Below are 26650 nucleotides of genomic sequence, written 5' to 3' on the forward strand. Positions count from 1 at the left end.
ACGCGACTCGCTACATTAGCTGTGCCGGGACCTCTTGTCAACAGACCACGCGCCCGGGCGTTTCCTCATTTTGGTCGATTCTCCCAAAATCTCCACAGTCCCGAGAGCGACTGCACTCGAGATGCCGGGATGACGCGAGGCGAGGCGCTGCGGGACGTTGCGGGCGCCTACGGCATCCGCGTGGGATCGGAAGGCGGAAGCGGCTGCTGCGGGGCGGAAGGGGCTTGCTGCTGAGTTGTGGGCTGCGCTTGCGGTGACGGCGCGGGCTGCGGCTGCTGCCAGCTCATAGGCTGCGGCTGAGGCGCCGCTTGGGCCTGCTGCCAGGCCGAGGGTTGCGGGGCACCGTAGGGTGCCTGCTGCTGCGGCGCCGTGGGATACGGGGGCTGCCAGGGCGCCCCATAGGTCGCCGGCTGCTGCGGCATGGCACCGTAGACGGGCTGCTGCGGCACCGCATACGGCTGCGGCCGGCTCCCCTCCCCCATGATGAGGCGGAACGCGAGCACCGGCAACGCGATGCCGAGCACGATGAACACGATGTCGGGGGCGCCGCCGATCAGCATGTTCTCGATGTCGGTGCCGAGCGTGCCCCAGATGTTGTAGACGCCGTGCATGACCATGGCGGGCGCGAGCGAGCGGTAGTGGTGCGCGAGGTAGCCCAGGACGAGCCCCAGGATGCCGGCGTAGATGCCCTGCACGATGTTCAGGTGGAAGACACCGAAGAGCACGGCCTGGATGAGGTTCGCCGCCCAGAAGGGGATTCCGGCCCGCCTGAGGTAGGTGAGCCCTAAGCCCCGGAAGCCCGTCTCCTCGACGAGCGGCGGCAGGATGACCGTCGAGAAGACCCACATGATGCCGTAATCGCTCATCCCCGACGATTCGACGAGGTCGGTGTACTGGTCCATGATATGCGGCAGCGCGATGGCGATCACGATCATGACGATCGTCGTGAAATGCGTCATGGCGAAGGCCAGGAAAGCGGATTTGAGCATCGGCATCCAGCCGAGCTCGCGCCAGCGGAACTCGGGGGCGAGCGCGTGCGTGCGGCGCGCGTTGTCCCTCATCACGTAGAGCCACGCGAGCATCGGCGCGCCGAAGGCCACGTACACGAGCGCCGTGAACAGGTTCGAGTTCGCCATCAGGAAATCCGCGGCGGCGTTGCCGGCCATGCTGCCGCCGAATATCGACGGGAGCAGGACGAAGCCGAACGCGAGCACGAAGCTCATCGCCGTGGGCAAAGCGCACATGAGGCCGAGCGCCAGCAGGGCGAGCACGACGTTGCGCACACGCGATTTCAAGACCGGATCCATCGTCATGGTGCCCCTCTCTTCCCGGCAGGCCTCACACCAGTGTAGCAATCGCCCGCACGGACGCGGGGTACGCCATATGACGTTTCTTCCCATGGGAGGCTTATTTCTTACACGCAGGGGAGCCGGCCTCAAGGGTGGCGGCCGGGCGCCAAGACGCGAAAACGGGCCCGCCTCCTCTCGGAAGCGGGCCCGTGAGCCTGGCAGCTATGCCGGCGAGCGCTACTCGTCGATCGAGTTGTGGCCGTTCGGGTCGTCGGGGTTGTCGCCGTCGTCCGAATCCACGAGCTGGTTCAGCAGCTCGTCGAGCGAGGCCATGTCCTCGTTGATGATGCCGGAGGAGGCGCCGTCCTTCGCGGTGCCCTCGACGGGGCCGCCGATCATCTCCTCGTCGGAGTCGAAGTGGTGGCGCGGCGCGCTCGTGCCCAGCAGGATGTCGTCCGGGCCGTCCGGGCTGAACACCATCTGGAGCAGCTGCGAGAGGTCCTCCTCGTCGGCGACGTCGTCGTTGTTGTCGAGGATGTAGAGCAGGTTGTGCTCCTCGAGGCCGTCGCGCAGCTCCTCGATCGCCTTGGCGCCGATGCCGTCGATGCGCAGCAGGTCCTCCTCGCTCTTGCCCACGAGGTCGCCCACGGTCTCGATGCCCACCTCGCTGAACTTGTTGGTCCAGCGCTGCGACACGCCCAGGTCGTCGAAGAGGTACAGGCGCGCGTCCTCGGCGGAGATGGTGCGGCCGTTGCGGGTGAACGAGCCGTCGGCACCGCCGAACTCGTCGTAGCTCGCCCACTCGAGCTGAGCCGGCACCTCGGCCTCGAGCTCCTTGAGCTCGGCCGGGGCCCAGTCGGGCAACGCGTTCGCGGCGGGGCCCTTCGGGCCGTCGATGGCCACGTAGCCCTCGGGCGTGCGGTAGGTCAGCGTCGCGTTGGCGTACGGCTTGAGACCGGTGCCCGCGGGGATCTTCTTGCCCACGATGACGTTGGACTTGAGGTCGAGCAGGTGGTCGACCTTGCCCTCGATGGCGGCCTCGGTGAGGACGCCCGCGGTGCGGATGAACGACGCGGAGCTGAGCCAGGAGTCGATGCTCGAGGCGACCTTGAGCGTACCCAGGATCGCGGGCTCGGCCGCGGGCGCGGCACCGCCCAGGCGGGCGACGCGCTCCACCTCGTCGGCGAACTCGTAGCGGTCGACGTACTGGCCGAGGAGGTACTTGGAGTCACCGGGGTTGGTGATCTGGACGCGGCGCAGCATCTGGCGCGCGATGACCTCGATGTGCTTGTCGTTCAGGTCGACGCCCTGCGAGGTGTAGACCTCCTTCACGCTCTGCACGAAGGTGTGCATGGTGCTCTCGATGTCCGTGAGCTTGCGGAGGTTGCGGAAGTTCACGAAGCCCTTGGTGATCTGGTCGCCGGCGCGCACGGTGCAGCCGTCCTTGATGCCGGGCATGAAGCGCACGGAACCGGGGACGCGCATCTCGTCGATGACGCGGCTCGGGTCGTCGGCGTCGGTGATGGTGAGCACGAACTCGGACTTCTCGGGCTTGACGGACAGCACGCCGGAGTGCGGCGCCAGGTCGGCCTCGCGACCGAGGATCTTCTCGTTCACGTTGCCGACGACGTCGAACATGCGGCCGACCGTGGGCAGGCCCTGGGTGATGTCCTCGACGCCCGCGACGCCACCGGAGTGGATGGTACGCATCGTCAGCTGCGTACCGGGCTCGCCGATGGACTGCGCGGCGATGATGCCCACCGCGGTGCCGATGGCGACCGGGCGACGGGTGGAGAGGTCCCAGCCGTAGCACTTCTGGCACACGCCGTACTTGGAGCGGCAGGTGAGCAGCGCGCGGAGCGTGACCTCGGTCAGGCCGGCGTCGAGCATGCGCTTGATGTCGTCGGTGCTCTCGATGTAGCCGTCGCGCTCGAAGAGCACGGTGCCGTCGGGCGCCACGACGTCCTCGATGAAGCAGCGGCCCACCAGGTCGGCGTTGATCTCGCCGCTCTCGGGGAGCGTGAGCTGGTAGGTCACGCCCTCGGTCGTGCCGCAGTCCTCCTCGCGGACGATGACGTCCTGCGCCACGTCGACGAGACGGCGGGTGAGGTAACCGGAGTCGGAGGTGTGCGACGCGGTGTCGACGAGGCCCTTGCGCGCGCCGTAGGTCGAGATGAAGTACTCGAGCGGCAGCAGGCCCTCGCGGAAGTTGGCCTTGATCGGCAGGTCGATGGTGTCGCCGGACATGTCGGCCATGAGGCCGCGCATGCCGCCGAGCTGGCGCAGCTGCGTCTTGGAACCACGGGCGCCGGAGTCGGCCATCATGTAGAGCGGGTTCTCCTCGTCGAACATGTCGAGCATGAGGGCGGCCACCTTGTCGGTCGCCTGGTTCCACGCCTTGACGACCTCGTTGTGGCGCTCCGCCTCGTTGATGAAGCCGTCCTCGAAGTACTCGTTGATCTGGTCGACGTCGGCCTGCGTCTTGGCCAGGATCTCGGGCTTCTCATCGGGGATGAGGGCGTCCCATAGCGAGATCGTGAGGCCGGCGCGGGTGGCGTAGTGGAAGCCGGTGTACTTGATGTTGTCGAGGATCGGCGCGACCTCGGCCTGCGGGTAGCGGTCGCAGCACTCGGCCACGAGGCGCTTCACGTCGCCGGAGCCCATCTTGTAGTTGATGAACTCGTAGTCGGCGGGCAGGCACTGCTGGTTGAAGATGATGCGGCCGATGGTGGTCTCGAAGCGCGCGGTCCTGTTGCCGGTGACGTCGAGCGTGAGGTAGTCGCCGCCGCCGTTGTTCACCACGAACTTCGCCGTGCCGTCCTCCTCGACGACGTTGGCGTCGGCGGCGGAGACGCGCACCTGGATCTTGGCCTGGAGGTCGATCTCGGCGCGGGCGTCGTAGGCGTTGAGCGCGTCATCGAAGCTCGCGAACACGTGGCCCTCGCCCGTGAGGCCGGAGCGCTCCTGGGTGAGGTAGTACACGCCGATGATCATGTCCTGGCGCGGGGTGTTGACGGGCTTGCCGGACGCCGGCGAGCGCAGGTTGTTGCTCGAGAGCATGAGCACGCGCGCTTCGGCCTGAGCCTGCTGCGAGAGCGGCACGTGGACCGACATCTGGTCGCCGTCGAAGTCCGCGTTGAAGGGCTCGCAGACGAGCGGGTGCAGGTGGATGGCCTTGCCCTCCACGAGCACGGGCTCGAAGGCCTGGATCGAGAGGCGGTGCAGGGTCGGTGCGCGGTTGAGCAGCACCAGACGGCCGTCGATGACCTCTTCGAGGATGTCCCAGACGAAGCTGGCGTTGCGGTCGATGGCGCGCTTGGCGCCCTTGATGTTCTCGACCTTGCCAAGCTCCACCAGGCGCTTCATGACGAACGGCTTGAAGAGCTCGAGCGCCATGGTCTTGGGCAGGCCGCACTGATGCAGCTTGAGCTTGGGGTCGGTGACGATGACCGAACGGCCGGAGTAGTCGACGCGCTTACCGAGCAGGTTCTGACGGAAGCGGCCCTGCTTGCCCTTGAGGGCCTCGGCGAGCGACTTGAGCGGGCGACCACCGCGGCCAGAGACCGGGCGGCCACGGCGACCGTTGTCGAACAGGGCGTCCACGGCCTCCTGCAGCATGCGCTTCTCGTTGTTCACGATGATCGCGGGCGCGTCGAGGTCGAGCAGGCGCTTCAGGCGGTTGTTGCGGTTAATCACGCGACGGTACAGGTCGTTCAGGTCGGACGCGGCGAAGCGGCCACCGTCGAGCTGCACCATGGGGCGCAGGTCGGGCGGGATCACGGGGATGACGTCCAGGATCATGTTCGCGGGGTCATTGCCGCCCTTGAGGAAGGCGTCGACCACCTCGAGGCGCTTGACGGCCTTCTCCTTCTTCTGCTTCTGGCCCTCCTCGTCGGCGATGATCGCCTTCAAGGTCTCGGCCTCCTGCTTGAGGTCGATGGCGGAGAGCAGGTCGCGGATGGCCTCGGCGCCCATGTCGCCCTGGAAGTACATGGAGTAGTAGCGCTTCATCTCGCGGAACAGCGGCTCATCGGAGATGAGGTCGCGCTCCTGGAGCTTCATGAAGGCGTCGAAGGCGTCGGAGCGCAGCTGCTTCTCGTCCTTCGTCTCCTCCTCGATGTCGATGATGCCGGCGGCGATCTCCTCGGGAGTCAGCGGCTCCTCGTCGCTGAACTCGTCGAAGTTCGCGGGGTCGCCCTGCTCCTTCAGGGCCTCGATCTGGCGGGCGCACTCGGCGTCCAGCTCCTCGAGGTCGGCGGCGAGCTCCTCGCGCAGGTCGTCGGCGTCGGCCTCGCGGGCCTCGTAGTCGACGTGGGTCACGATGTAGCTCGCGAAGTAGAGCACCTTCTCGAGGTCCTTGCTCTTGATGTCGAGCAGGCGGCTCATCGGGAAGCTCGTGGGGCTCTTGAAGAACCAGATGTGGCTCACCGGCGCGGCGAGCTCGATGTGGCCCATGCGCTCGCGGCGGACCTTCGAGGTGGTCACCTCGACGCCGCAGCGCTCGCAGACGATGCCCTTGAAGCGGATGCCCTTGTACTTGCCGCAGGAGCACTCCCAGTCCTTCGCGGGACCGAAGATCTTCTCGCAGAACAGGCCGTCCTTCTCGGGCTTGAGGGTACGGTAGTTGATGGTCTCCGGCTTCTTGACCTCACCCTTGGACCAGGAGCGGATCTGGTCGGCGCTGGCAAGGGAGATCTTCACCGCATCAAAATCGGTAGCTTCGAAATCTGCCACGGTCAACTACTCCTTATCAGTGGTGGTGGCGAACTCATCACCGAGGATGGCCTCGGCGGCCTCGGCCGTGGCCTCGGCGTCGGCGGCGTCCTCGTCGAGCACGGCGTAGTCGGCGAACGGGTCGACCTCGACCTCGTCGCCCTCGGAGACGGCCTCCGCCGGCGCGGGCGCGGGCTCGGCGTCGTGCAGCGGCTCGATGTCGAGCGCGAGCGAGCGGATCTCCTTGACGAGGACCTTGAAGGACTCGGGCAGGCCGGCCGTCGGGATGTTCTCGCCCTTGACGATGGACTCGTAGGCCTTGACGCGGCCGATCGTGTCGTCGGACTTGACGGTCAGGATCTCCTGGAGGACGTTGGCGGCGCCGTACGCGTAGAGCGCCCAGACCTCCATCTCGCCGAAGCGCTGGCCGCCGAACTGCGCCTTGCCGCCCAGCGGCTGCTGGGTCACGAGGCTGTAGGGGCCCGTCGAGCGCGCGTGGATCTTGTCGTCGACCATGTGGCCGAGCTTCAGGATGTAGCTCGTGCCCACGGTGATGGGCTCGCGGAACTCCTCGCCGGAGCGGCCGTCGAAGAGCGTGGTCTTGCCGCGCTCGTCGAGCTGCGTCACGAACTCGGGGCGCATGTGCTCGCCGTAGCGCTCGCTCGCGAGATTGAGGAGGTTCTTGTTGGCACGGCGGATGACCTCGGCGATCTCGTCCTCGCTCGCGCCGTCGAAGACGGGCGTGGAGACGAAGAACGGGCCGGGCACGTACTTCTTGGAGTCGGCGTCGTCCACGTCCCAGCCGGAGGCGGCGGCCCAGCCGAGGTGGCACTCGAGCAGCTGGCCCACGTTCATACGCGAGGGCACGCCGAGCGGGTTCAGGATGACGTCGACAGGCGTGCCGTCGGCCATGTAGGGCATGTCCTCGACGGGCAGGATCTCGGAGATGACGCCCTTGTTGCCGTGGCGGCCGGCGATCTTGTCGCCCTGCTGGATCTTGCGGCGCTGCGCCACGTAGACGCGCACCTGCTCGTTCACGCCGGGCGCGAGGTCGTCGCCGTTCTCGCGGCTGAAGCGCACCACGTCGATGACGCGGCCGTAGGCGCCGTGCGGCATCTTGAGCGAGGTGTCGCGCACGTCGTGGGCCTTAGCGCCGAAGATGGCCTTGAGCAGGCGCTCCTCGGCCGTCTGGGTGCTCTCGCCCTTGGGCGTGACCTTGCCCACCAGGATGTCGCCGGGGCCCACCTCGGCGCCGATGCGGATGATGCCGTCCTCGTCGAGGTTGGCGAGCATGTCCTCCGAGAGGTTCGGGACCTCGCGGGTGATCTCCTCGGGGCCGAGCTTGGTGTCGCGGGCGTCGATCTCGTGGCGCGAGATGTTGATGGTCGTGAGCAGGTCCTCGGCCACCACGCGCTCGGACACGACGATGGCGTCCTCGTAGTTGTAGCCCTCCCAGCTCATGTACGCGACGGTCAGGTTCTGGCCGAGCGCGAGCTCGCCGTGGTCGGTGCTGGGGCCGTCCGCGAGCGGCTGGCCCTCCTCCACCTCGTCGCCCACGCGCACGAGCGGGCGGTGGTTGATGCAGGTCGACTGGTTGGAACGCTGGTACTTGGGCAGCTTGTACTCGTCCATGCCGTCGGCGGTCTTCACCGTGATCTTGGAGGCGTCGGCGAAGATGACCTCGCCGGCGTGCTTGGCGAGCGTGACCTCACCGGAGTCGATGGCGGCGCGGCGCTCCATGCCGGTGCCCACGTAGGGCGCGGCGGGATGCACCAGCGGCACGGCCTGACGCTGCATGTTGGCGCCCATGAGGGTACGCTTGGCGTCGTCGTGCTCGAGGAACGGGATGAGCGTGGCCGCGACCGAGATCATCTGGCGCGGGCTCACGTCCATGTAGTCGACGTCGTCGACGGGCACGTCGGCGGGCGCGCCGAAGGAGCCGTCGAAGTCGCGGGTACGGGCGACCACGGTGTGCGGGCGCACGAGGTTGCCCTCGGCGTCGGTGGTCACGAACTCACCGGTCTTGGGGTCGATCGGCGTGTTCGCCGGCGCGATGATGTGGTCCTCTTCCTCGTCGGCCGTCATCCAGTCGATGATGTCGGTCACGCGTCCGTCGACGATGCGGCGGTACGGGGCCTCGATGAAGCCGTACTCGTTCACGCGCGCGTAGAGGGCGAGCGAGCCGATGAGGCCGATGTTGGGGCCTTCGGGCGTCTCGATCGGGCACATGCGGGCGTAGTGCGAGTTGTGGACGTCGCGGACGGCCGTGGGCACGTTGGTGCGGCGGCTGGAGCCCGACTTGTGACCGGCCAGACCGCCGGGGCCGAGCGCCGAGAGGCGGCGCTTGTGGGTGAGGCCGGTGAGCGGGTTGGCCTGGTCCATGAACTGCGACAGCTGGCTGGAGCCGAAGAACTCCTTGATCGCGGCCGTGATCGGGCGGATGTTGATGAGCGACTGCGGCGTGATCTCATCGATGTCCTGGGAGCTCATGCGCTCGCGGACCACGCGCTCCATGCGGCTCATGCCGATGCGGAACTGGTTCTGGACGAGCTCGCCCACGGTGCGCACGCGGCGGTTGCCGAAGTGGTCGATGTCGTCGGTCTTGAACCCGGGCTCGCCGGCGGCGAGGGCGAGGAGGTAGCGCAGGGTGGCGACGATGTCCTCGTCGGTCAGGATCTGCACCTCCTCGTCGGTGGTGAGGCCGAGCTTCTTGTTCACCTTGTAGCGGCCCACGCGCGCCAGATCGTAGCGCTGCGGGTTGAAGAGCAGGCCCTCGAGGAGGCTGCGCGAGGCGTCGACGGTGGGCGGCTCGCCCGGGCGCAGACGGCGGTAGATCTCGATGAGGGCGTCCTCGCGGGTGAGGGCGGCGTCGCGCTCGATGGAGCGGCGCACCACGTCGGAGTCGCCGAGGAGCTCGATGATCTCGTCGTTGGTGACGGCGATGCCGAGCGCGCGCAGGAGCATGGTCGCGCTCTGCTTGCGCTTACGGTCGATGGAGACCACGAGCTGGTCGCGCTTGTCGACCTCGAACTCGAGCCACGCGCCGCGCGCGGGGATGACCTGGGCCTTGTAGACCATCTTGTCGGTCTTGTTGCCGTCCTCGTCGGTGGCGGCGTCCTTCTCGACCTCGGAGCTGTAGTACACGCCCGGGCTGCGGACGAGCTGCGAGACGACGATGCGCTCGGTGCCGTTGATGATGAAGGTGCCCTGCTCGGTCATCATGGGGAAGTCGCCCATGAAGACGAGCTGCTCCTTGATCTCACCGGTCTCCTTGTTGGTGAGACGGACGTCGGTGAGCAGCGGCGCCTGGTAGGTCATGTCCTTCTCGCGGCACTCGTCGACGCTGTGCGCGGGATCGCCGAACTGATGCTCGCCGAAAGTGACCTCGAGGACATGGTTCTGGCTCTGGATGGGGCTTGACTCCTTGAAGGCCTCGCGAAGGCCCTCGTTCATGAAGCGGTCGAAGGACTGCTTCTGGACGGAGATGAGGTTGGGCAGCTCCATCGCCTGCGGGATCTTCCCGAAGTTCAGGCGCATGCGCTCGGTCGCCGTGATGTGCGGGGTGGGGGTTGCGTTTGGCACCAGCAGTTTCCTCCTTCTTGGAAAGGCGGCTTTCAGACCCTCGGCTTCTTTCAGCGAAGCGACGCCGAGGGCCATGTATCGCAACCTATTAGTTTATCAATCGACTACCGTTTAGCAAGAAAAGCCTTGACTTGCGTACGCATCTGAAGTAGCGGAATTCTTTTGTGCCTAAACTGCTGGTATCGGCTTTAAAACGAACGTATGTTCATGTGTTTTGTGTGGGCGGGCACCTACCGCTCACCGTGCCGCGCGCACCTGAGACCGTCGAGCGCGAGCCGCAGCATCTTGCGCGCCGAGTAGCGGGTGCTGCCGGCGGCGCGCTCGCCGCGCTCGTAGGCGACCGTGCACAGGCTGAAGCCCAGCCGGGGCACGAGCCCGCGCAGGTAGAGGTGCGCGTCGTCCAGCTCGGCCAGGCGGTCCAGCACGCATGCGGCCATGAGCCTGAAGTCGGCGTGGTCAAAGACCACCTGACCGCCCAGCAGGGAGAGCAGCCGGTAGAACCCGTGGGCCGTCGCGCGCTTCGCCAAGGAGTCCACCGGCCGCGCGCGGCGCACCCCGCACACGACGTCGAAGCCCTCGCGGTAGCGCGCCACCATCTCGCCGATCGCCGCCGGGTCGTCCTGCCCGTCGCAATCGAGCGTGACCGCCGCATCGACCTCGCCGCGCACCCGGGCGAGCCCCGCGGCGAGCGCGCGCTGCTGCCCCCGGTTGGCATCGAGCCGGACGCCCCGCACCCGCCCGGGATGCGCCGCGGCCGCCGCATCGATGCACGCCGCGGTGCCGTCCGTCGAACCGTCGTCCACGAGCAGAAGGAAGCTCGCCGGATGGATGGAACCAGCCGCGACCAGGCGCTCGAGCTCCGCGACGAAGCGCGGCACCGTGAGCAGGAGCACCTCCGCCTCGTCATAGCAGGGGGCGACGAGCGCCAGAAGAGGGGCGGGGCGCGAAGCGACGTGCGCTCCGCGCTCCCGCCCCTCGGGAGTATCGGTTGTAGATGCGCGCCGCGAGAAGGCGCTTCGCGGCGTGTCCCGTTCCGTCATGGGCAGGCGGCCTACCGCTTGAGTCCGCCGCGCTCCTCGATGGCGTCCCAGAAGGCGTCGCGGAAGCGCGGGTCCTCCGCGGCCATGAGGGCGTTGGTGGCCATCCAGCCGGAGGGCGTGCCCGTGTCGTAGCCCGACAGCGGGTCGATGACGACGGCGTACATGTTCTCGCGGTCGAGCGAGCGGGCCATCGCGTCGGTGAGCTGCACCTCGCCGCCGGCGCCGGGCTCCTGGTCGGCGAGCAGGTCCATCACGAGCGGGCTCAGCAGGTAGCGGCCGACGATGTAGAGGTTGGAGGGCGCCTCCTCGGGGGCGGGCTTCTCCACCAGGCCCGAGACGCGCCACACCGCGCCCGGCTCCCCGTCGCTGGCGCCCTCGGCGCCCTCGAGCGAGCCGGCGCGCTCGCCGGCGATGACGCCGTAGCGCGAGACCTCGTCGGGCGCGCAGGGCGCCACCGCGATCACGCTCGCGCCGCCGTGGGCGCGCGAGACCTCGAGCATGCGCGTGCAGATGTCGCGCCCGGGGACCACGTAGTCGCCGAGCAGCACCAGGAAGCTCTCGCCGGCGACGGCGTCGGCGGCCGAGCGGATCGCGTGGCCGAGGCCGCGCGGCTCGTACTGGTAGCGGAAGTCGACGGGCATGGAGCCCGCCGCGGCGACGGCGTCGGCGTAGGCCGCCTTGCCGCGCTCGCGCAGGAGGGTCTCGAGCGACCGGTCGGGCTGGAAGTAGCTCAGGAGCTCCGGCTTGCCCGGCGACGTGACGATGATCACGTCGTCGACGCCCTCGGGCTCGAGCGCCTCCTCCACCACGTACTGGATGACCGGCTTGTCGAGCACCGGGAGCATCTCCTTGGGGGTGCACTTCGTGGACGGCAGGAAGCGGGTGCCGAGGCCCGCTGCGGGGATGATGGCCTTCATGGGCGGGTGTTCCTTTCGACGCGCCGGGCGGCCCGGCCCGGCGTTGCCTTGCTGGCAGCATCTTAGCGCCGCAGCGCCCATCCGTCTCCCCCCGGTCTCCTTTTCCAGGTTTTCCGCACGAACGCGCTTGGCGCGCTCGCGCGATCCATATCACACCTGAGATCGCATCGCGACTGCTTAAGATGCGGAGCGAAAACGACGCCCGCCCTCCTCGCCGCGCATTGATCGACGCATGCCTGCCGCCCTGCGACCCCCGTTTCCACGGCGTGAACTCGGCTGCCTAGACACTTTTTTCGATTTTGCGCGACCGTACCTCGGGATTTACCGGTGCGGTTTCTCCACCCGGTGGATACCGGCCATCAAAATGCCAGTTGGCGTGAGCCCAACATGATGCCCAAAAGCACCCAATCGTGCAAAATCGAAAAATATGTCTAACGAAGCGGGCGGGATACCCCATCTGGGCGACCGTAAGGGCGGCAGCGGCCGTCGAGCGCGCTCCACAGCCGCGACCCGAACGAAAAACGGGGCCCGGTTGCCCGGACCCCGTCTGCGAACGGTGTTCGCGGCGGCTCATGCCGCCCTATGGTGCAGGCGCATGGCCTGCGCCGAGTTACTTGAGGGAGACGGCGGCGCCGGCAGCCTCGAGCTTCTCCTTGGCGGCCTCGGCCTCCTCCTTCTTGACACCCTCGAGAACGGCCTTGGGAGCGCCCTCGACGACCTCCTTGGCCTCCTTGAGGCCGAGGCTGGTGAGCTCACGGACGACCTTGATGACCTGGATCTTCTGATCGCCGAAGCCCTCGAGCACGACGTCGAACTCGGTCTTCTCCTCCTCGGCGGCACCAGCGCCGGCGGCAGCCGGGCCGGCCACGACGGCGGCGGGGGCGGCGGCGGAGACGCCGAAGGTCTCCTCGATGGCCTTCACGAGCTCGGAAGCCTCGAGCAGGGTCATTTCCTTAAGAGCCTCGATGATCTCTTCGTTGGTAAGCTTAGCCATGGTAAGCATTCCTTTCAGTTGCCGCGCGCATGCGCGGTAGTGAACTAATCATGCGGCGCGATCGCGCCAGGGTGCGCGGCGTCCAAGCCGCGCGGAGCGAAAGGCTAGGCAGCCTTCTGCTCGGAGATCTGCTGGACGGTGCGGGCGAGACCGCTCGAAACGCCGTTGACGCAGACCGCGATGTCGCGGGCGAAGCCGTTGATGAGGCCAGCGATCTGACCAAGAAGCTGATCCTTCGTGGGGAGCTCGGCGATGGCGTTGACCTCTTCAGCCGTGACCGCCTTGCCCTCGGAAATACCGCCCTTGATCTCGAGAACGCCCTTGGACTTCGTAGCGAACTCCTTGAGCGCCTTCGCAGCCTCGACGGGCTCGTTCTCATAGAACACGTAGGCCAGCGGGCCGGCGAGAATCTCGTCGATGGCAGGCTGTTCCTGGTTCTGGAGCGCGAGACGGACGAGGTTGTTCTTGTAGACCTTCATCTCGGCACCGGCCTCGCGAAGCTGGTGGCGCAGCTCCTGCGCCTGCTTCACGGTAAGGCCGTTGTAGCCGACGACGAACACGCCGTTGTTCGCCTCGATCTTGGATTCGATCTCGGCGACCTTGTCGATCTTGTACTGCTGTGGCATCTGTTGTTACACCTCCTCGTATTCTTTCCCAGGCACGACCCGCCAAAAGACCTGCGGGGATGTCTTGGAAAAGAAAACCCCCGCGCTGCGGTGAGCGACGGGGGCGAGAAGACATAGGAGCTATCTGCTCGACCACCTCGGCTGGCGGGTTTCCCCATTGAGCCTCGGCGACATGCGCCTTGGCACCGGCTGTCTCTGGCAGCGGGTTCGTGCGTGAACCGATGGATAGTATGACGCCCACGCATGCCCGCGTCAACCGCGGCGCGCATCGGATGCAGGAAATGTGTGCAAGCGGCACGTCCCGGCCCGCGCCGTGCGGGCGCTTCGTGCATGCGTCGGGCGATGCGGGGTATGCTGCTGAGCGATACCACGTCCCGCCGCCGTCGATGGGAGCCTCATGGCCGCGCGCAACCCCTCCACCACCCTGCGCACGCTCCATTACTTCTGGGGCGTCACCAAGATACAGCTGCCCATGTTCATCCTCGACGTCGCCGTCACACTCGGCTACGTATTCTTCCTCACGTTCGCGAGCCCGCTCATCGTCGGCATGATCGTCGACATGGTGGGCGCGGGCGGCGTCGGCGCACGCGACGTGCTCCCGGTGTTCGGTCCCTACATCGCCGCGCTCATCGCCGTGAACGTCGCCGGCCAGGTATGCAGCAAGCTACAGGACTACGCCTGCGCCAAGCTCGAGATCCGCGCCGGGTACGAGCTCGGGCGGCAGGCGTTCGATACGCTCTCCAACCAGTCGATGACCTTCCACACCAACCGCTTCGGCGGGTCGCTCGTGAGCTCCACCCAGAAGTTCATCTCGGCCTACAGCCTGCTCATGGACAACTTCACCTACTCGGCGCTGCCCACCGCGGCGACGGCGGTGCTCACCGTCGCCATGCTCGTCCCGCTCGCGCCCGCCTACGTCGCCGTGCTCGCCGTGGTGCTCGTCGCCTACGTGGCGATCGTCTTCAGGCTGTACCGCAAGATCCTGCCCATCAACGCCGCGGCGAGCGCCGCGCAGAACCGCCTCTCGGGCGAGCTGTCGGATTCCATCACCAACATCCTCGCCGTGAAAACCGCCGGCCGCGAGGCCTACGAGCAGGGGCTCTTCGAGCAGGCCAACCAGGAGGTGAAGGCGGCCGACAGCCGCCGCATGCAGCGCACCGTCAAAACCGGCGCCGTCACGAGTTCACTCATCGTGATGATGATGGGGCTCGTCGCGGTGTTCATCGCGGGCGGCAACGCGTGGTTCGGCATCTCGGCGGGCACGCTCGTCATGATGTTCACCTACACGAACTCGCTCACCGGCCGCTTCAACATGCTGTCGCAGATGTTCCAGCAGATCAACCGCTCGTTCGGCGAGGCGCACGACCTCACCGTCGCGCTCGACGAGCCGCGCCTGGTCGACGACGACCCGGACGCGCCGGCGCTCGAGGTCACCGCGGGCGCGATCGATTTCACGGACATCGACTTCCACTATGCCGACGCGAGCGCCGAGGACACGGTGTTCCGGGGCTTCAACCTGCACATCCCTGCGGGCCAGCGCGTGGGCCTGGTGGGCCGCTCCGGCTCGGGCAAGACGACGCTCACCACGCTCTTGCTGCGCCTCGCTGACCTCTCGGGCGGCAGCATCGAGATCGACGGGCAGGACATCGCGCACGTGAGCCAGGTGAGCCTGCGCCAGCACATCGCCTACGTGCCGCAGGAGCCACTGCTCTTCCATCGCACGGTGCGCGAGAACATCGCCTACGGCCGGCCGGACGCCACGGAGGACGAGATCTGGCGCGCCGCGCGCGAGGCCAACGCGCTCGAGTTCATCGAGCGCCTGCCTGCCGGCCTCGACACGCAGGTGGGCGAGCGCGGCGTGAAGCTCTCGGGCGGGCAGCGCCAGCGCATCGCCATCGCGCGCGCCATCCTCATGGACGCGCCGATCCTCGTGCTCGACGAGGCCACGAGCGCACTGGACTCCGAGAGCGAAAAGCTCATCCAGGACGCGCTCGAGAACCTCATGCGCGGACGCACGTCGCTCGTCATCGCGCACCGGCTCTCGACCGTCGCCGCGCTCGACCGCATCGTGGTCATCCGCGACGGCGAGATCGTCGAGGACGGCCGCCACGAGGAGCTGGTGAGCGCCGGCGGCGAGTACGCGCAGCTGTGGAGCCGGCAGTCCGGCGCGTTTTTGGGGAGCGAGTAGCCGTGGGCGGCCCTATGGCGGAGCCTGCGGAGCGCCGTGCCGAGCGTGACGGCGGGAAGCGTCTTGCGGGGAACCGTGCCGAGCGGGACGCTGCCGAGCGGGGCGGGGCGGGGCGCGCGCCTGGGCGGCGCATCGCCGTGCTCGAGCCGGGCGGGGACGCAGGCGCGCGCGGGCGCGCAGCGGGTCCCGGGCAGGCGGCAGGTCTCGGGCAGGCGGCGGCGCTGCTCTTGGCGGACCTCGAGGACGCCTATGCGGCCTACGAGCGCATGTCCTCCTACCGGGGCGACGATGCGGAACCGACCGCGTTCCTGGAAGCCGGCGGGGCCCCGTGCAACACGGCGATTGCGGCCTGCGCGGTAGGCGCCATGCCCCAAGCCGCCGCCATCGCCGCGGCCCTCGGCGCCTCACGCTCCGCTGCGAGCGCTCCTTCCCACGGCGCCTCCCCCGTCGCCGCGGACGGCGCGGCGCGCGCGTACCTGGTCGTCGTCTGCCCATCGGCGGACGGCTGCGAAGGGCTGCACGCGCTCGAGAGGCTCAGCGGTGAGCTCCTCCCCTACGGGATCGTCCTGTCGGGTGCCGTTATCGTCACGCACGGCGGGCAGATCCCCGCGCTGATGGGCACGCCACGGCTCGGTATGTGGCGCCGTCCGGTCGCGGAGGCCATCGACCGCCTCATCGGCGCCATGCGCATGGGAAGCGCGCTCGACGCGCCCATCATCGCCTCGCCTTCGCGGCTCTGGCTGCGGCTCCGCGGGCTCGCGCGCTAGCGGGCGCCGCGGCGAGGTCTACACCTGCAGCCGGGTGAGCTCCTCGCCCCAGCGCGCGATGAGCCGCTCCAAGCTCCATGCCGCGTTCGCCGGGCTCGTCGACGGCAGGGCCACCGCTTCGATACCCGTGCGCTCCCACAGGTAGCGGTTGTACAGGCGCGCGGCCGTGCCGCCGTTGCACACCACGGCCCCCACGGGCGCGGCGCCGGTCACGCGCTCGATGCGCGCCGGCACGACGTTTCTTATGCTCGCGTCCGAGGAGCCCTTGATGTCGCAGCTCTCGATCACGTCCCAGAGCGCGATGCCATGGCGCAGCAGAAGGTCGCGCTTCGCCGCGATCGACTCGCCGAGCGACGCGGCCGCACCCGAGCCGGGCAACGGCTCCCCCTCGTTCGGCGGCACCGGCTCGCCCGTGCACGCGGCGATCACGCGCCAGAAGCGGTTCTGGGGGTTGCCGTAGAAAAACGCGTTCGCCCGCGAGAGCACCGAGGGAAACGACCCCAGCACGAGCACGCGCGAGCGCTCGTCGAACACCGGCTCGAAGCCATGCGAAATGTGCTGGTAACCGGACGCCATCCTCGACCCTCCCCCGCGGGACCTGGTGCATAATCTGAAGGCATGAGACCCGCGGCGGCGCCTGCCGGCGGCGCGGGCACATCCATTATGCACCCCGGGGAGGAACCATGGGCAAGCGCTACCTGATCGTCATCGATATGCAGAACGACTTCGTCGACGGCACGCTCGGCACGCCGGAGGCCGCGGCCATCGCACCCGCGCTCGTCAAGGCGGCCCGCGCCTTCGACGGCGAGCTCATCTTCACGCTCGACACGCACAGCGAGAACTACCTCGCCACGCAGGAGGGCGCACACCTGCCCGTCCCCCACTGCATCAAGGGCACGCCGGGCTGGGAGCTCATCCCCGCGCTCGCCGAGCTCCAGCGCGAGCGCGACGCGCGCGTCTTCGAGAAGCCCACGTTCGGCTCGACGGAGCTCGCGCACTACCTCGTGCAGCGCAACGCCGCGGAGCCCATCGAGTCCATCGAGCTTGTGGGCGTGTGCACCGACATCTGCGTGGTCTCGAATGCGCTGCTCATCAAGGCGGCGCTGCCCGAGGTGCCCGTGAGCGTCGATCCCGCCCTCTGCGCCGGCGTCACGCCCGAGGCGCACGAGGCGGCGCTCGCCACGATGCGCAGCTGCCAGATCGAGATGGAACGCTAGGGGCGGAGCCGGCCGCCCCGCCCTAGGCGAGGCCCAGCAGCAACCCCGCCGCGTGCACGGCGAACGCCACGAGCCACGCCACGCCGCACTGCATGAGCACCACCGCGAACATCATGCGCGTCCCCAGCTCGTTGCGCACGGCGGAGACCGCCGCCACACACGGCGTGTAGAGCAGGACGAACGTGAGGAACGCGAACGCGGTGAGCGGCGTGAACAGCGTCGAGAGCGCCGCGACCGAGCCACCCATGAGCACCGTGAGCGTGGCCGCGACGTTCTCCTTCGCGCCGAAGCCCGCCACGACGGCCGCTGCCGCGATCCAGTTGCCGAAGCCGAGCGGCGCGAAGAGCGGCGCCACGAGCGTGCCGAGCGCGGCGAGCATGCTGTCGGCCTGGTCGGCGACGAGATTGAAGCGGATGTCGAACGTCTGCAGGAACCAGATGACCACGCTCGCCACGAAGATGATGGTGAACGCCTTGGTCGCGAAACCCTTGGCCTTATCCCATGCGAGGCGCACCGTGGTCTTCGCGCTCGGCAGGCGGTAGTTGGGCAGCTCCATCACGAACGGCACCGGGTCGCCCTTGAACGCCGTGCCCTTGAGCACGAGCGCCACGGCGACGCCCACGGCCATGCCCATGAGGTAGAGCGCGATCATGACGAGCGCCGCGTGCTCGGGGAAGAACGCCGCCGAGAAGAGCGCGTAGACCGGCAGCTTCGCCGAACAGCTCATGAACGGCGTGAGCATCACCGTCATCTTGCGGTCGTGCTCGGAGGGCAGCGTGCGCGTGGCCATGATGGCGGGCACGCTGCAGCCGAAGCCGATGAGCATGGGCACGAAGCTCCGGCCGGAAAGGCCCAGCTTGCGCAGGATCTTGTCCATCACGAACGCCACGCGCGCCATGTAGCCCGAGTCCTCGAGGATGGAGAGCAGCAAGAACAGCACCACGATGATGGGCAGAAACGAGAGCACGCTGCCCACGCCGGCGAAGATGCCGTCGATCACGAGCGAGTGCACCACGGGGTTCAGGCCGAACGACGTGAGCGCGGCGTCGACCGCGTCCGTGAAGGCGCCGATGCCGAGCTCGAGCAGGTCGGAGAGGCGCTGGCCCACCGCGTCGAAGGTGATCCAGAAGACGAGCGCCATGATGCCGAGGAACACCGGGATGGCGGTGTAGCGGCCGGTGAGTATGCGGTCGGCGGCGACGGAGCGCAGGTGCTCGCGGCTCTCGTGCGGCTTCACCACGCAGGCGCCGCAGACCCGCTCGATGAAGCCGAAGCGCATGTCCGCGAGTGCCGCCATGCGGTCGCGACCGGCCTCCTCCTCCATCTGGTGGATGATGTGCTCCACGGCGTCGAGCTCGTTTTCATCGAGCGCGAGCGCGTCCGTGACGAGCCGGTCGCCCTCGATGAGCTTCGTCGCGGCGAAGCGCACGGGCAGGTGCGCCGCCTCGGCGTGGTCGTCGATCAGGTGGATGATGCCGTGGATGCAGCGGTGGAGCGCGCCGCCGTCCGCGCCGTGCTCGTCGCAGAAGTCGACGCGCCCCGGGTGCTCGCGGTAGCGCGCGACGTGCAGCGCGTGCTCGGTGAGCTCGCCGATGCCCTCGTTCTTCGCGGCGGCGATGGGCACCACGGGGATGCCGAGCGCCGCCTCGAGGGCGTTCACGTCGACGGTGCCGCCGTTCTCGGTGAGCTCGTCCATCATGTTCAAGGCGAGCACCATCGGCCGGTCGAGCTCCATGAGCTGGAGCGTCAGGTAGAGGTTGCGCTCGATGTTCGTCGCGTCGACGATGTCGATGATCGCGTCGGGCCGCTCCTCCAGGATGAACTGGCGGCTCACGACCTCCTCGCTCGTGTAGGGCGAGAGCGAGTAGATGCCCGGCAGGTCGGTGATCGTGGCGTTGGGATGGCCCTTGATCTGGCCGTCCTTGCGGTCGACGGTCACGCCGGGGAAGTTGCCCACGTGCTGGTTCGAGCCGGTGAGCTGGTTGAAGAGGGTGGTCTTGCCGCAGTTCTGGTTGCCGGCGAGCGCGAACGTGAGGGGCGCGGACTCGGGCAGCGCCGCCCCCTCCCGCCGCGGGCGGCGGGCGTCCTCACCGAAGGCCGGGTGAGCGGTCGCGCGGACCTCGGGGTTCTTGCGCGGGCAGTTGTGCGCGTCGTGCACGTCGACGAGCCCGATGCGGGCGGCGTCGACGCGGCGCAACGTGAGCTCGTAGCCGCGCAGGCGGATCTCGAGCGGGTCGCCCATGGGGGCGTACTTCATCATGGTGACCTCGGTGCCCGGCGTGAGCCCCATGTCCATGATGTGCTGGCGCAGCGACGCGTCGTCCGACGCGACCGACGCGATGACGGCGTCCTTGCCTATCTCGAGCTCATCGAGCTTCATGCGTGTCCCCTCTGTTGGCAGGCGAATCTCCCCTGCATGGTTCCCTACGAGATTGTAGTGAAGTATCGCCGCACCGCCAGAGCGGCCGCCCCGGTCCCGCAAAAGCATCGCATGCCCGTCAAATCCGCCGGCAATTCCACCGGTTTTGACGATGGTGCGATGCTTTTGCGCCCGCCCGCGGCGGCGAGCGGCGGAGCGACCGCGACGGCGGGCGGCTGGCGTACAATCACATGGGATGCGAACCCCGGGCGCCCGCCCTGCATAAGGAGGGATCCATGCCGAACACACCCATCGCGAACGTCATCTTCGACATGGGCAACGTCCTCATGACGTTTGACGGAGCGCGCTTCGCCCGCGCCTTCACCGAGAACGAGGACGACGCCCGGCTGCTCCACGCCGCGCTCTTCGGCCGTACCGAGTGGGCGCTGCTCGACGCCGGGGTCATCGGCCACGACACCATGCGCCGGCTCGCCGAGGCCGCGCTTCCCGAGCGGCTGCACGCCGCCCTGCACGAGTGCATCGCGCGCTGGCCCGAGCGCTCCGAGCCCATCGGAGCGGTGAACGACCTGGCGGCGCGCCTCAAGCAGCGGGGGCTCGGGGTCTACCTGCTCTCGAACGCGAGCACGCGCATCCACGAGCAGCTCGACCGCATGCCCGCCTGGCCGCTCATGGACGGCTGCGTCGTCTCGGGCCTCGAGCGCATCATGAAGCCCGACCCGGCCATCTACCTGCTGCTGTGCGAGCGCTACGGACTCGACCCCGCGAGCTGTCTGTTCGTGGACGACAGCGCGGACAACTGCGCCGGCGCCGAGGCGGCGGGCATGCGCTCGTTCCACTTCACCGGCGTCGCTACAGGCGATATCGACGGCTGCACCGCCGCACTCGAGCGCGCGATCCTCGCGCGGTGACGGGCGCGGCGCTGCGAGCGGGCGGCTGCGCAGCCTGCTATCATGGTGAGCCGGTAGCACTCGGCGGCGGGCGCAGCGCCTGCCGCCCGCACGATAAAGGAGCACCACGTGAACCGCACCAAGATCGCCCAGCTCTATGCCGATTCCGAGAACCTCGGCGGCCAGAGCGTCACCGTCGCCGGCTGGATCAAGTCCGTCCGCGACATGAAGAACTTCGGCTTCGTCACCGTGAACGACGGCAGCTGCTTCAAGGACCTGCAGATCGTCATGAACCGCGACGCCCTCGCGAACTACGACGAGGTCGCCCACCAGAACGTGTCGGCCGCCATCACCGCCACGGGCACGCTCAAGCTCACGCCCGACGCACCGCAGCCCTTCGAGCTCGCAGCCGAGACCATCGAGGTCGTGGGCCCCTCCGCCCCGGACTATCCCCTCCAGAAGAAGCGCGCCACGGTCGAGTTCCTGCGCACGCAGCAGCACCTGCGCCCGCGCACGAACCTCTTCCGCGCCGTCTTCCGCGTGCGCTCGGTCGCCGCGGCGGCCATCCACCGTTTCTTCCAGGACCGCGGCTTCGTCTACGTGAACACGCCGATCATCACCACCTCGGACTGCGAGGGCGCCGGCGAGATGTTCCGCGTGACCACCTTCGACCCCGCGACCGCACCGCGCGTGACCGAGGAGCAGGCGGCTGCCTCGATGGGCGCGCTCACCGCGGGCGAGGTCGACTGGAGCCGGGACTTCTTCGGCAAGCCGGCGTCGCTCACCGTCTCGGGCCAGCTCAACGCCGAGAACTTCGCCATGGCGTTCGGCGACGTCTACACCTTCGGGCCGACGTTCCGCGCCGAGAACTCCAACACCACGCGCCACGCCGCCGAGTTCTGGATGATCGAGCCCGAGATCGCCTTCGCCGACCTCGAGGACGACATGGACCTCGCCGAGGACATGCTCAAGTACGTCATCCGCGACGTGATGGAGCGCTGCCCGGACGAGCTCGCAATGCTCAACCGCTTCGTGGACAAGGGGCTCATCGAGCGCCTCGAGCACGTGGCGGGCTCCGACTTCGCGCGCGTGACCTACACCGAGGCGATTGACATCCTGGAGGCCGCCGTCGCCGCCGGGCAGAAGTTCGACTACCCCGTGAGCTGGGGCATCGACCTGCAGACCGAGCACGAGCGCTTCCTTACCGAGCAGCACTTCAAGCGGCCCACGTTCGTGACCGACTACCCCGTCGAGATCAAGGCGTTCTACATGCGCCTGAACGATGACGGCAAGACGGTGGCCGCGGCCGACTGCCTGGTGCCCGGCATCGGCGAGATCGTGGGCGGAAGCCAGCGCGAGGAGCGCCTCGACGTGCTCGAGCGCCGCATCGCGGAGCTCGGCATGGAACCGGAGCAGTACAAGTACTACTGCGACCTGCGCCGCTACGGCACCTGCCCGCACGCGGGCTTCGGCCTGGGCTTCGAGCGCCTCGTGATGTACCTCACCGGCGTGGGCAACATCCGCGACGTCATCCCGCACCCGCGCACCGTCGGCAACGCCGAGTTCTAAGGGGTTTGATTCCCGTTAGATTCCGGAACGGTTGACAACCGGGCCTACCGCCCGCCGCATGCACGCGACCGCATGCGGCGGGCTTTTCCGTTTGAGGTGCCCGCGCGCCTACCGTGATGGCAGCATCGGGCGGACCGGTGCCGTAGGCGGGCGCGGACGCGTGCCGCGGACGAACGGGGGATGCCATGGACGAGACGCGGGTGGGCACGGGCGCCGGAAGCAACGCGGGCGCGAAGCGGGTCATGGACGAGGGCGGCGCCTCCGACCCGCCCGCGTGCCGACGCGCACCCTCCGACCTGAGGACCCTCGCCGTCCTGCGCGCGCTCGAGCGCTACACCGACGAGCGCAACCATCTCTCGGCCCCGGACATCGCGCGGCTGCTCGCCGAGGGCAGGCCCGACCTCCCCCAGCCACTGACGGCGTCGCCCAGCTCGGTGCGCAACTCGGTCGCGACGCTGCGCGCGGCGGGGATCGACATCCGCTCGATGAAAAACCGCGGCTACGCGCTCGTGTCGCGCAGCGTCTCGTCCGCCGACCTGCAGGAGATCGTGCGGGCGCTTCTGGGAGGCTCGCTCGGCAACGCCCGCCGCCTGCATCTCGTCGAGGCGCTCCTCCCCCTCGCGGGGCCCGACCAGCGCGCGGAGCTCGAATCCCTCCTGCGTCGGGGCCGCGGGCGCGGCCTGCAGCGCCGGCGCGCCACCATGGAGTTCGTCACCGTGCCGGCGCAGGAGCTGCTGCGGCGCTGCATGCTCTCCGGCGCGCACGTCACGTTCGAGCTCGCCTCGGGCACGCGGCGCATGAGGCCGATCGCCGTCTTCACCGCAGGCGACGTGCCGTTCGTCGAGGGCGAGGTCGAGGGGTCCGGCGTCGAGCGGAGCGGCCTCAGGACCGTCCGCGTCGACCGGCTTTCGAACCTCGCGTGCCGGCACCCCTCGGGGACCGTCCTCATCGCCGCCGACACGCTTCGCGGACCAAGGTTAACAGTTGGTGAAGAGGCGCCGGAGGGCGCGGGCGCGTAGGTATGATGGAGGTCTCAGCCCGATACGGGCACGAGCACCATCCATCGCGGCCGACGGCGCGAGCGCGACCGGCGGCTGCACGACCTTCGGGGGACGCCCATGAACACACCCGTCCTGACCCGTCGCGGCCTCATCGCCTCGCTCGCCCTCGCGGGCGCCCTGCCGCTCACCGCCTGCGGCGGCACCTCGTCCGAAGGAGGTTCGGCGGCAGGCTCCGCACCGGCCGCCGGCTCGTATAAGATCGGCGTGCTCCAGCTCACGCAGCATGCCGCGCTCGACCAGACGAACGAGGGCTTCATCGCCGCGCTCGACGAGTCGGGCATCGCCTACGACGCCGACCAGCAGAACGCCTCGAACGACCAGAACGCCTGCCAGACCATCGCGCAGACCTTCGTGAACGGCGGCTGCGACCTCATCTTCGCCATCGGCACGCCGGCGGCGCAGGCCGTGGCCTCGGCGACGGACGAGATCCCCATCGTGGGTTCCGCCATCACCGACTTCGAGTCCGTCGGCCTCGTGGCGACCAACGACGCCCCCGGCGGCAACGTCACCGGTAGCTCGGACCTCACGCCCGTCGCCGACCAGATCGACCTCCTGCAGCAGCTCGTGCCCGACGTGGCGACCGTCGGTTTGCTCTACTGCACCGCCGAGAGCAACTCGACCGTCCAGATCGACCTCGCCAAGGAGGCGCTCGACGGGACCGGTATCGCCTACGAGGAGTACACCGTCTCGAGCTCGAACGAGATCCAGTCCGTCGTCGAGACGATGGTCGGCCAGGTCGACGCCGTCTACGCACCCACCGACAACACCATCGCGGCCGCGATGGCGCAGGTGTCCTCCATCGCCGACGAGGCGGGCGTCCCCGCGATCGTGGGCTGCGACACCATGGTGGAGGACGGCGGCACCGCGTCGTACAGCATCAACTACTTCGATTTGGGGCACCGCGCCGGCGAGATGGCCGTGCGCATCCTCACCGAGGGCGCCGACCCCGCCGAGATGCCCATCGAGTACCTCGACGCGAGCGAGTGCACGCTCATCGCCAACCAGGGCTCGGCCGATGCCTGCGGCATCGACCTCTCGGTTCTCGACAGCCCCGAGATCGTCTAAACCCCAGGCGATGGGGGAGCTCCCCCATCGCCGTCTCTCACGCTAGGAGAAGACCATGCACCGCTTCGAACTCACCCGCCGCTCATTCTCGGCCGGGCTCGCCGGCACGGCCGTCGCGGCCTTCGGCGGCATGATCGGCCTTGCCGGCTGCAGCGGCGGCGAGAGCGCCGGCTCCGGTTCCGCCGCCGCGTCCGGCACGTTCCGCATCGGCGTGCTCCAGCTCACGCAGCACGCCGCGCTCGACCAGGCCAACGAGGGCTTCATCGCCGCGCTCGACGACTCCGGCATCGCCTACGACGCCGACCAGCAGAACGCGTCGAACGACCAGAACGCCTGCCAGACCATCGCGCAGACCTTCGCGAACGACGGCTGCGACCTCATCCTCGCCATCGCGACGCCCGCCGCCCAGGCCGCCCTCGGCGCGACGAGCGACATCCCCATCATCGGCACCGCGATCACCGACTTCGCCGCCTCGGGCCTCGTCGACGCGAACGACGCGCCCGGCGGCAACCTCACCGGCACCTCCGACATGAACCCCGTCGCGGACCAGATCGCTCTGCTCCAGCAGCTCGTCCCCGACGCGGCGAACGTCGGCCTGCTCTTCTGCACCGCCGAGAGCAACTCCGAGATCCAGATCGCGCTCGCCGAGGAGGAGCTCGACGCCGCGGGCATCGCGCACGAGCGCTACACCGTCTCGAGCTCGAACGAGATCCAGAGCGTCGTCGAGGCGATGGTCAACCAGGTCGACGTCGTCTACACGCCCACCGACAACACCATCGCGTCCGCGATGACCCAGATCGCGAGCATCGCCAACGAAGCCGGCGTGCCCACGATCTGCGGCGAGGTCGGCCAGGTCGAGGCCGGCGGCCTCGCCTCGGTGAGCATCAACTACTACGAGCTCGGCTACCGCGCCGGCGAGATGGCCGTCCAGATCCTCGCCGAGGGCGCCGACCCCGCCGAGATGCCCGTCGAGACCATGACGGCCGACGAGTGCGACCTCGTCTACAACCAGGCCACGGCCGACGAGATCGGCGTCGACGTCTCCGCGCTCGCCGACGAGGGCGGCGAGGACGTCTCCGCGGCCTAACCTCCCGGCGTCGCGTTCCCATCAAGCGCACTCCGAGCGCCCCGTGTGGATCACCTCCGCACGGGGCGCTCTCTTGATGCGGCGCCGCCCGCACGGCAGACGGGCCGGCATCGGCGCCCTGTGCCGCTCCCCACCTCCCGCCTCCCTCGCGTGAAGCTGCCAACCCCTACATTTCGGCTCGATTACAACCCGCCGTTCAGCTCCCGGGCCCTGTCGCGGGCAGCGCGCCGGCATGCTAGACTGTAGAGTCGCTGTGATTGCACCGCATGCGCGCGGGAAGGCGCCCGCGCGTCAGGAATAGGTTGGAGGAGATTATGGGACTCGCCATGCTTGGCGCCGTCTCGCAGGGCATTCTCTGGGGCGTCATGGTCCTCGGCGTCTTCATCACGTACAAGCTGCTCGACATCGCCGACCTCACCGTCGACGGCAGCTTCGCGCTCGGCGGCTGCGTGTGCGCCGTGCTTGTCGTGGGAGGCATGGACCCCACGCTCGCCATCATCATGGCGATGCTCGCCGGCATGCTCGCCGGCGCCGTCACCGGCTTTCTGCACACGGTGTTCGAGATCCCGGCCATCCTCGCCGGCATCCTCACGCAGATCGCGCTCTGGTCGGTGAACCTGCGCATCATGGGCAAGTCGAACACGCCGCTCCTGCGCGTGGACACGCTCTTCTCCACGGTGACCGAGGCGACCGGCCTTGCGCAGAACGTCGCCTCCATCCTCGTGGGCCTTATCTTCGCCGTGCTCATCATCGTGGGCCTGTACTGGTTCTTCGGCACCGAGATCGGCTCGGCCTGCCGCGCCACGGGCAACAACGAGGCCATGGTGCGCGCGCTCGGCGTGAACACCAAGGTCACCAAGATGATCGCGCTCACGCTCTCGAACGGCCTCGTGGGCCTCTCGGGCGGCCTGGTGTGCGAGAGCCAGAGCTACGCCGACATCGGCATGGGCACGGGCGCCATCGTGATCGGCCTTGCCGCCATCGTGATCGGCGAGGTCCTGGGGCGCCTCACCCCCGGCAAGCTCCGCTCCTTCGGCAGCCGCCTCACCGCCGCCGTCGTGGGCTCGGTGGTCTACTTCCTCATCCGCGCCATCGTGCTGCAGCTGGGCATGGACGCCAACGACATGAAGCTCATCTCGGCCGTCATCGTGGCGCTCGCGCTCTGCGTGCCCGTGGTGTGGGAGAAGTACCAGCTCAGGCGCTCCTACGCACGCGCCTCGAAGGCGCTGGCCGCCTCGGGCGACACCACCACCGAAGGGGGGCGCTAA

General features: G+C 68.5%; 18 protein-coding genes. 9 read left to right on the plus strand and 9 right to left on the minus strand.

The window, feature by feature from the left end:
- Positions 1–167: 167 nt before the first annotated feature.
- The 7 genes from FS885_RS05065 to rplJ all read right to left on the minus strand — a co-directional run bounded on the left by FS885_RS05065 (position 168) and on the right by rplJ (position 13161).
- On the minus strand, positions 168–1313 hold the full coding sequence (locus tag FS885_RS05065; protein ID WP_186365784.1) for a CPBP family intramembrane glutamic endopeptidase: 1146 nt from the start codon (positions 1311–1313) through the stop codon (positions 168–170).
- A gap of 213 nt (positions 1314–1526) precedes the next feature.
- Positions 1527–6023: a DNA-directed RNA polymerase subunit beta' gene (locus tag FS885_RS05070; protein WP_186365785.1), complete on the minus strand. Its 4497-nt coding sequence runs from the start codon at positions 6021–6023 to the stop codon at positions 1527–1529.
- Between the two features lie 6 nt (positions 6024–6029).
- Positions 6030–9539 carry a DNA-directed RNA polymerase subunit beta gene (rpoB, locus tag FS885_RS05075; protein ID WP_186365790.1) on the minus strand — a complete coding sequence of 1170 codons (3510 nt, stop codon included), beginning with the start codon at positions 9537–9539 and terminating at the stop codon, positions 6030–6032.
- Positions 9540–9814: 275 nt separating this feature from the next.
- Complete coding sequence (locus FS885_RS05080; RefSeq protein WP_144743960.1) at positions 9815–10624, minus strand: glycosyltransferase family 2 protein; 810 nt, start codon at positions 10622–10624, stop codon at positions 9815–9817.
- Positions 10625–10635: 11 nt separating this feature from the next.
- Positions 10636–11541 (minus strand): UTP--glucose-1-phosphate uridylyltransferase, encoded by a 906-nt coding sequence (locus FS885_RS05085; RefSeq protein WP_144743962.1) that lies wholly within the window; start codon positions 11539–11541, stop codon positions 10636–10638.
- 610 nt (positions 11542–12151) lie between these two features.
- Complete coding sequence (rplL, locus tag FS885_RS05090) at positions 12152–12535, minus strand: 50S ribosomal protein L7/L12 (RefSeq protein ID WP_144743964.1); 384 nt, start codon at positions 12533–12535, stop codon at positions 12152–12154.
- Positions 12536–12639: 104 nt separating this feature from the next.
- Positions 12640–13161, minus strand: coding sequence for a 50S ribosomal protein L10 (gene rplJ / locus FS885_RS05095; RefSeq protein WP_144743966.1), 522 nt, complete (start codon positions 13159–13161; stop codon positions 12640–12642).
- Positions 13162–13558: 397 nt separating this feature from the next.
- Here rplJ and FS885_RS05100 point away from each other — a divergent pair, with 397 nt between their 5' ends.
- Together FS885_RS05100 and FS885_RS05105 are read left to right on the plus strand one after the other, a co-directional pair.
- Complete coding sequence (locus FS885_RS05100) at positions 13559–15349, plus strand: ABC transporter ATP-binding protein (protein ID WP_144743968.1); 1791 nt, start codon at positions 13559–13561, stop codon at positions 15347–15349.
- A gap of 14 nt (positions 15350–15363) precedes the next feature.
- Positions 15364–16116, plus strand: coding sequence for a hypothetical protein (locus tag FS885_RS05105; RefSeq protein WP_144743970.1), 753 nt, complete (start codon positions 15364–15366; stop codon positions 16114–16116).
- A gap of 18 nt (positions 16117–16134) precedes the next feature.
- Here the strand turns inward: FS885_RS05105 and FS885_RS05110 are convergent, their stop codons facing one another.
- Complete coding sequence (locus FS885_RS05110) at positions 16135–16692, minus strand: uracil-DNA glycosylase family protein (RefSeq protein WP_144743972.1); 558 nt, start codon at positions 16690–16692, stop codon at positions 16135–16137.
- Positions 16693–16799: 107 nt separating this feature from the next.
- Here FS885_RS05110 and FS885_RS05115 point away from each other — a divergent pair, with 107 nt between their 5' ends.
- The gene (locus FS885_RS05115) at positions 16800–17333 is read left to right on the plus strand and encodes a cysteine hydrolase family protein (protein WP_144743974.1); all 534 of its coding nucleotides are present in this window, start codon (positions 16800–16802) and stop codon (positions 17331–17333) included.
- A 22-nt stretch (positions 17334–17355) separates the two neighbouring features.
- On the opposite strand, the gene feoB is transcribed toward FS885_RS05115, so the two are convergent.
- A complete protein-coding gene (feoB, locus tag FS885_RS05120) occupies positions 17356–19713 on the minus strand; it encodes a ferrous iron transport protein B (RefSeq protein ID WP_144743976.1) in 2358 nt (785 codons plus the stop codon).
- A 275-nt stretch (positions 19714–19988) separates the two neighbouring features.
- On the opposite strand from feoB, the gene FS885_RS05125 reads away from it, so the two are divergent.
- The 6 genes from FS885_RS05125 to FS885_RS05150 all read left to right on the plus strand — a co-directional run bounded on the left by FS885_RS05125 (position 19989) and on the right by FS885_RS05150 (position 26650).
- Entirely contained in the window at positions 19989–20621 is a 633-nt protein-coding gene (locus FS885_RS05125) for an HAD family hydrolase (RefSeq protein WP_144743978.1), read from the plus strand.
- A gap of 108 nt (positions 20622–20729) precedes the next feature.
- Positions 20730–22169, plus strand: a complete 1440-nt coding sequence (gene asnS / locus FS885_RS05130) for an asparagine--tRNA ligase (RefSeq protein WP_144743980.1) — start codon at positions 20730–20732, stop codon at positions 22167–22169.
- Positions 22170–22354: 185 nt separating this feature from the next.
- Entirely contained in the window at positions 22355–23188 is an 834-nt protein-coding gene (locus FS885_RS05135; protein ID WP_144743982.1) for a helix-turn-helix domain-containing protein, read from the plus strand.
- Positions 23189–23287: 99 nt separating this feature from the next.
- Positions 23288–24295, plus strand: a complete 1008-nt coding sequence (locus tag FS885_RS05140; protein ID WP_144743984.1) for an ABC transporter substrate-binding protein — start codon at positions 23288–23290, stop codon at positions 24293–24295.
- Between the two features lie 55 nt (positions 24296–24350).
- Positions 24351–25382: an ABC transporter substrate-binding protein gene (locus FS885_RS05145; protein ID WP_144743986.1), complete on the plus strand. Its 1032-nt coding sequence runs from the start codon at positions 24351–24353 to the stop codon at positions 25380–25382.
- Positions 25383–25696: 314 nt separating this feature from the next.
- A complete protein-coding gene (locus tag FS885_RS05150) occupies positions 25697–26650 on the plus strand; it encodes an ABC transporter permease (RefSeq protein ID WP_144743988.1) in 954 nt (317 codons plus the stop codon).

Origin of the sequence: Enorma burkinafasonensis (genome assembly GCF_902150035.1) — a bacterium.
In the GTDB taxonomy this organism is placed as follows: domain Bacteria; phylum Actinomycetota; class Coriobacteriia; order Coriobacteriales; family Coriobacteriaceae; genus Enorma; species Enorma burkinafasonensis.

Coding starts and splice junctions, on each gene's coding strand:
- FS885_RS05080 (WP_144743960.1), bottom strand. CDS start 10,624: ATGACGGAACGGGACACGCCGCGAAGCGCCTTCTCGCGGCGCGCATCT.
- rplJ (WP_144743966.1), bottom strand. CDS start 13,161: ATGCCACAGCAGTACAAGATCGACAAGGTCGCCGAGATCGAATCCAAG.
- FS885_RS05125 (WP_144743978.1), top strand. CDS start 19,989: ATGCCGAACACACCCATCGCGAACGTCATCTTCGACATGGGCAACGTC.
- FS885_RS05115 (WP_144743974.1), top strand. CDS start 16,800: ATGGGCAAGCGCTACCTGATCGTCATCGATATGCAGAACGACTTCGTC.
- FS885_RS05140 (WP_144743984.1), top strand. CDS start 23,288: ATGAACACACCCGTCCTGACCCGTCGCGGCCTCATCGCCTCGCTCGCC.
- FS885_RS05085 (WP_144743962.1), bottom strand. CDS start 11,541: ATGAAGGCCATCATCCCCGCAGCGGGCCTCGGCACCCGCTTCCTGCCG.
- rpoB (WP_186365790.1), bottom strand. CDS start 9,539: ATGCGCCTGAACTTCGGGAAGATCCCGCAGGCGATGGAGCTGCCCAAC.
- FS885_RS05145 (WP_144743986.1), top strand. CDS start 24,351: ATGCACCGCTTCGAACTCACCCGCCGCTCATTCTCGGCCGGGCTCGCC.
- FS885_RS05105 (WP_144743970.1), top strand. CDS start 15,364: ATGGCGGAGCCTGCGGAGCGCCGTGCCGAGCGTGACGGCGGGAAGCGT.
- FS885_RS05150 (WP_144743988.1), top strand. CDS start 25,697: ATGGGACTCGCCATGCTTGGCGCCGTCTCGCAGGGCATTCTCTGGGGC.
- FS885_RS05065 (WP_186365784.1), bottom strand. CDS start 1,313: ATGACGATGGATCCGGTCTTGAAATCGCGTGTGCGCAACGTCGTGCTC.
- feoB (WP_144743976.1), bottom strand. CDS start 19,713: ATGAAGCTCGATGAGCTCGAGATAGGCAAGGACGCCGTCATCGCGTCG.
- rplL (WP_144743964.1), bottom strand. CDS start 12,535: ATGGCTAAGCTTACCAACGAAGAGATCATCGAGGCTCTTAAGGAAATG.
- FS885_RS05135 (WP_144743982.1), top strand. CDS start 22,355: ATGGACGAGACGCGGGTGGGCACGGGCGCCGGAAGCAACGCGGGCGCG.
- FS885_RS05100 (WP_144743968.1), top strand. CDS start 13,559: ATGGCCGCGCGCAACCCCTCCACCACCCTGCGCACGCTCCATTACTTC.
- FS885_RS05110 (WP_144743972.1), bottom strand. CDS start 16,692: ATGGCGTCCGGTTACCAGCACATTTCGCATGGCTTCGAGCCGGTGTTC.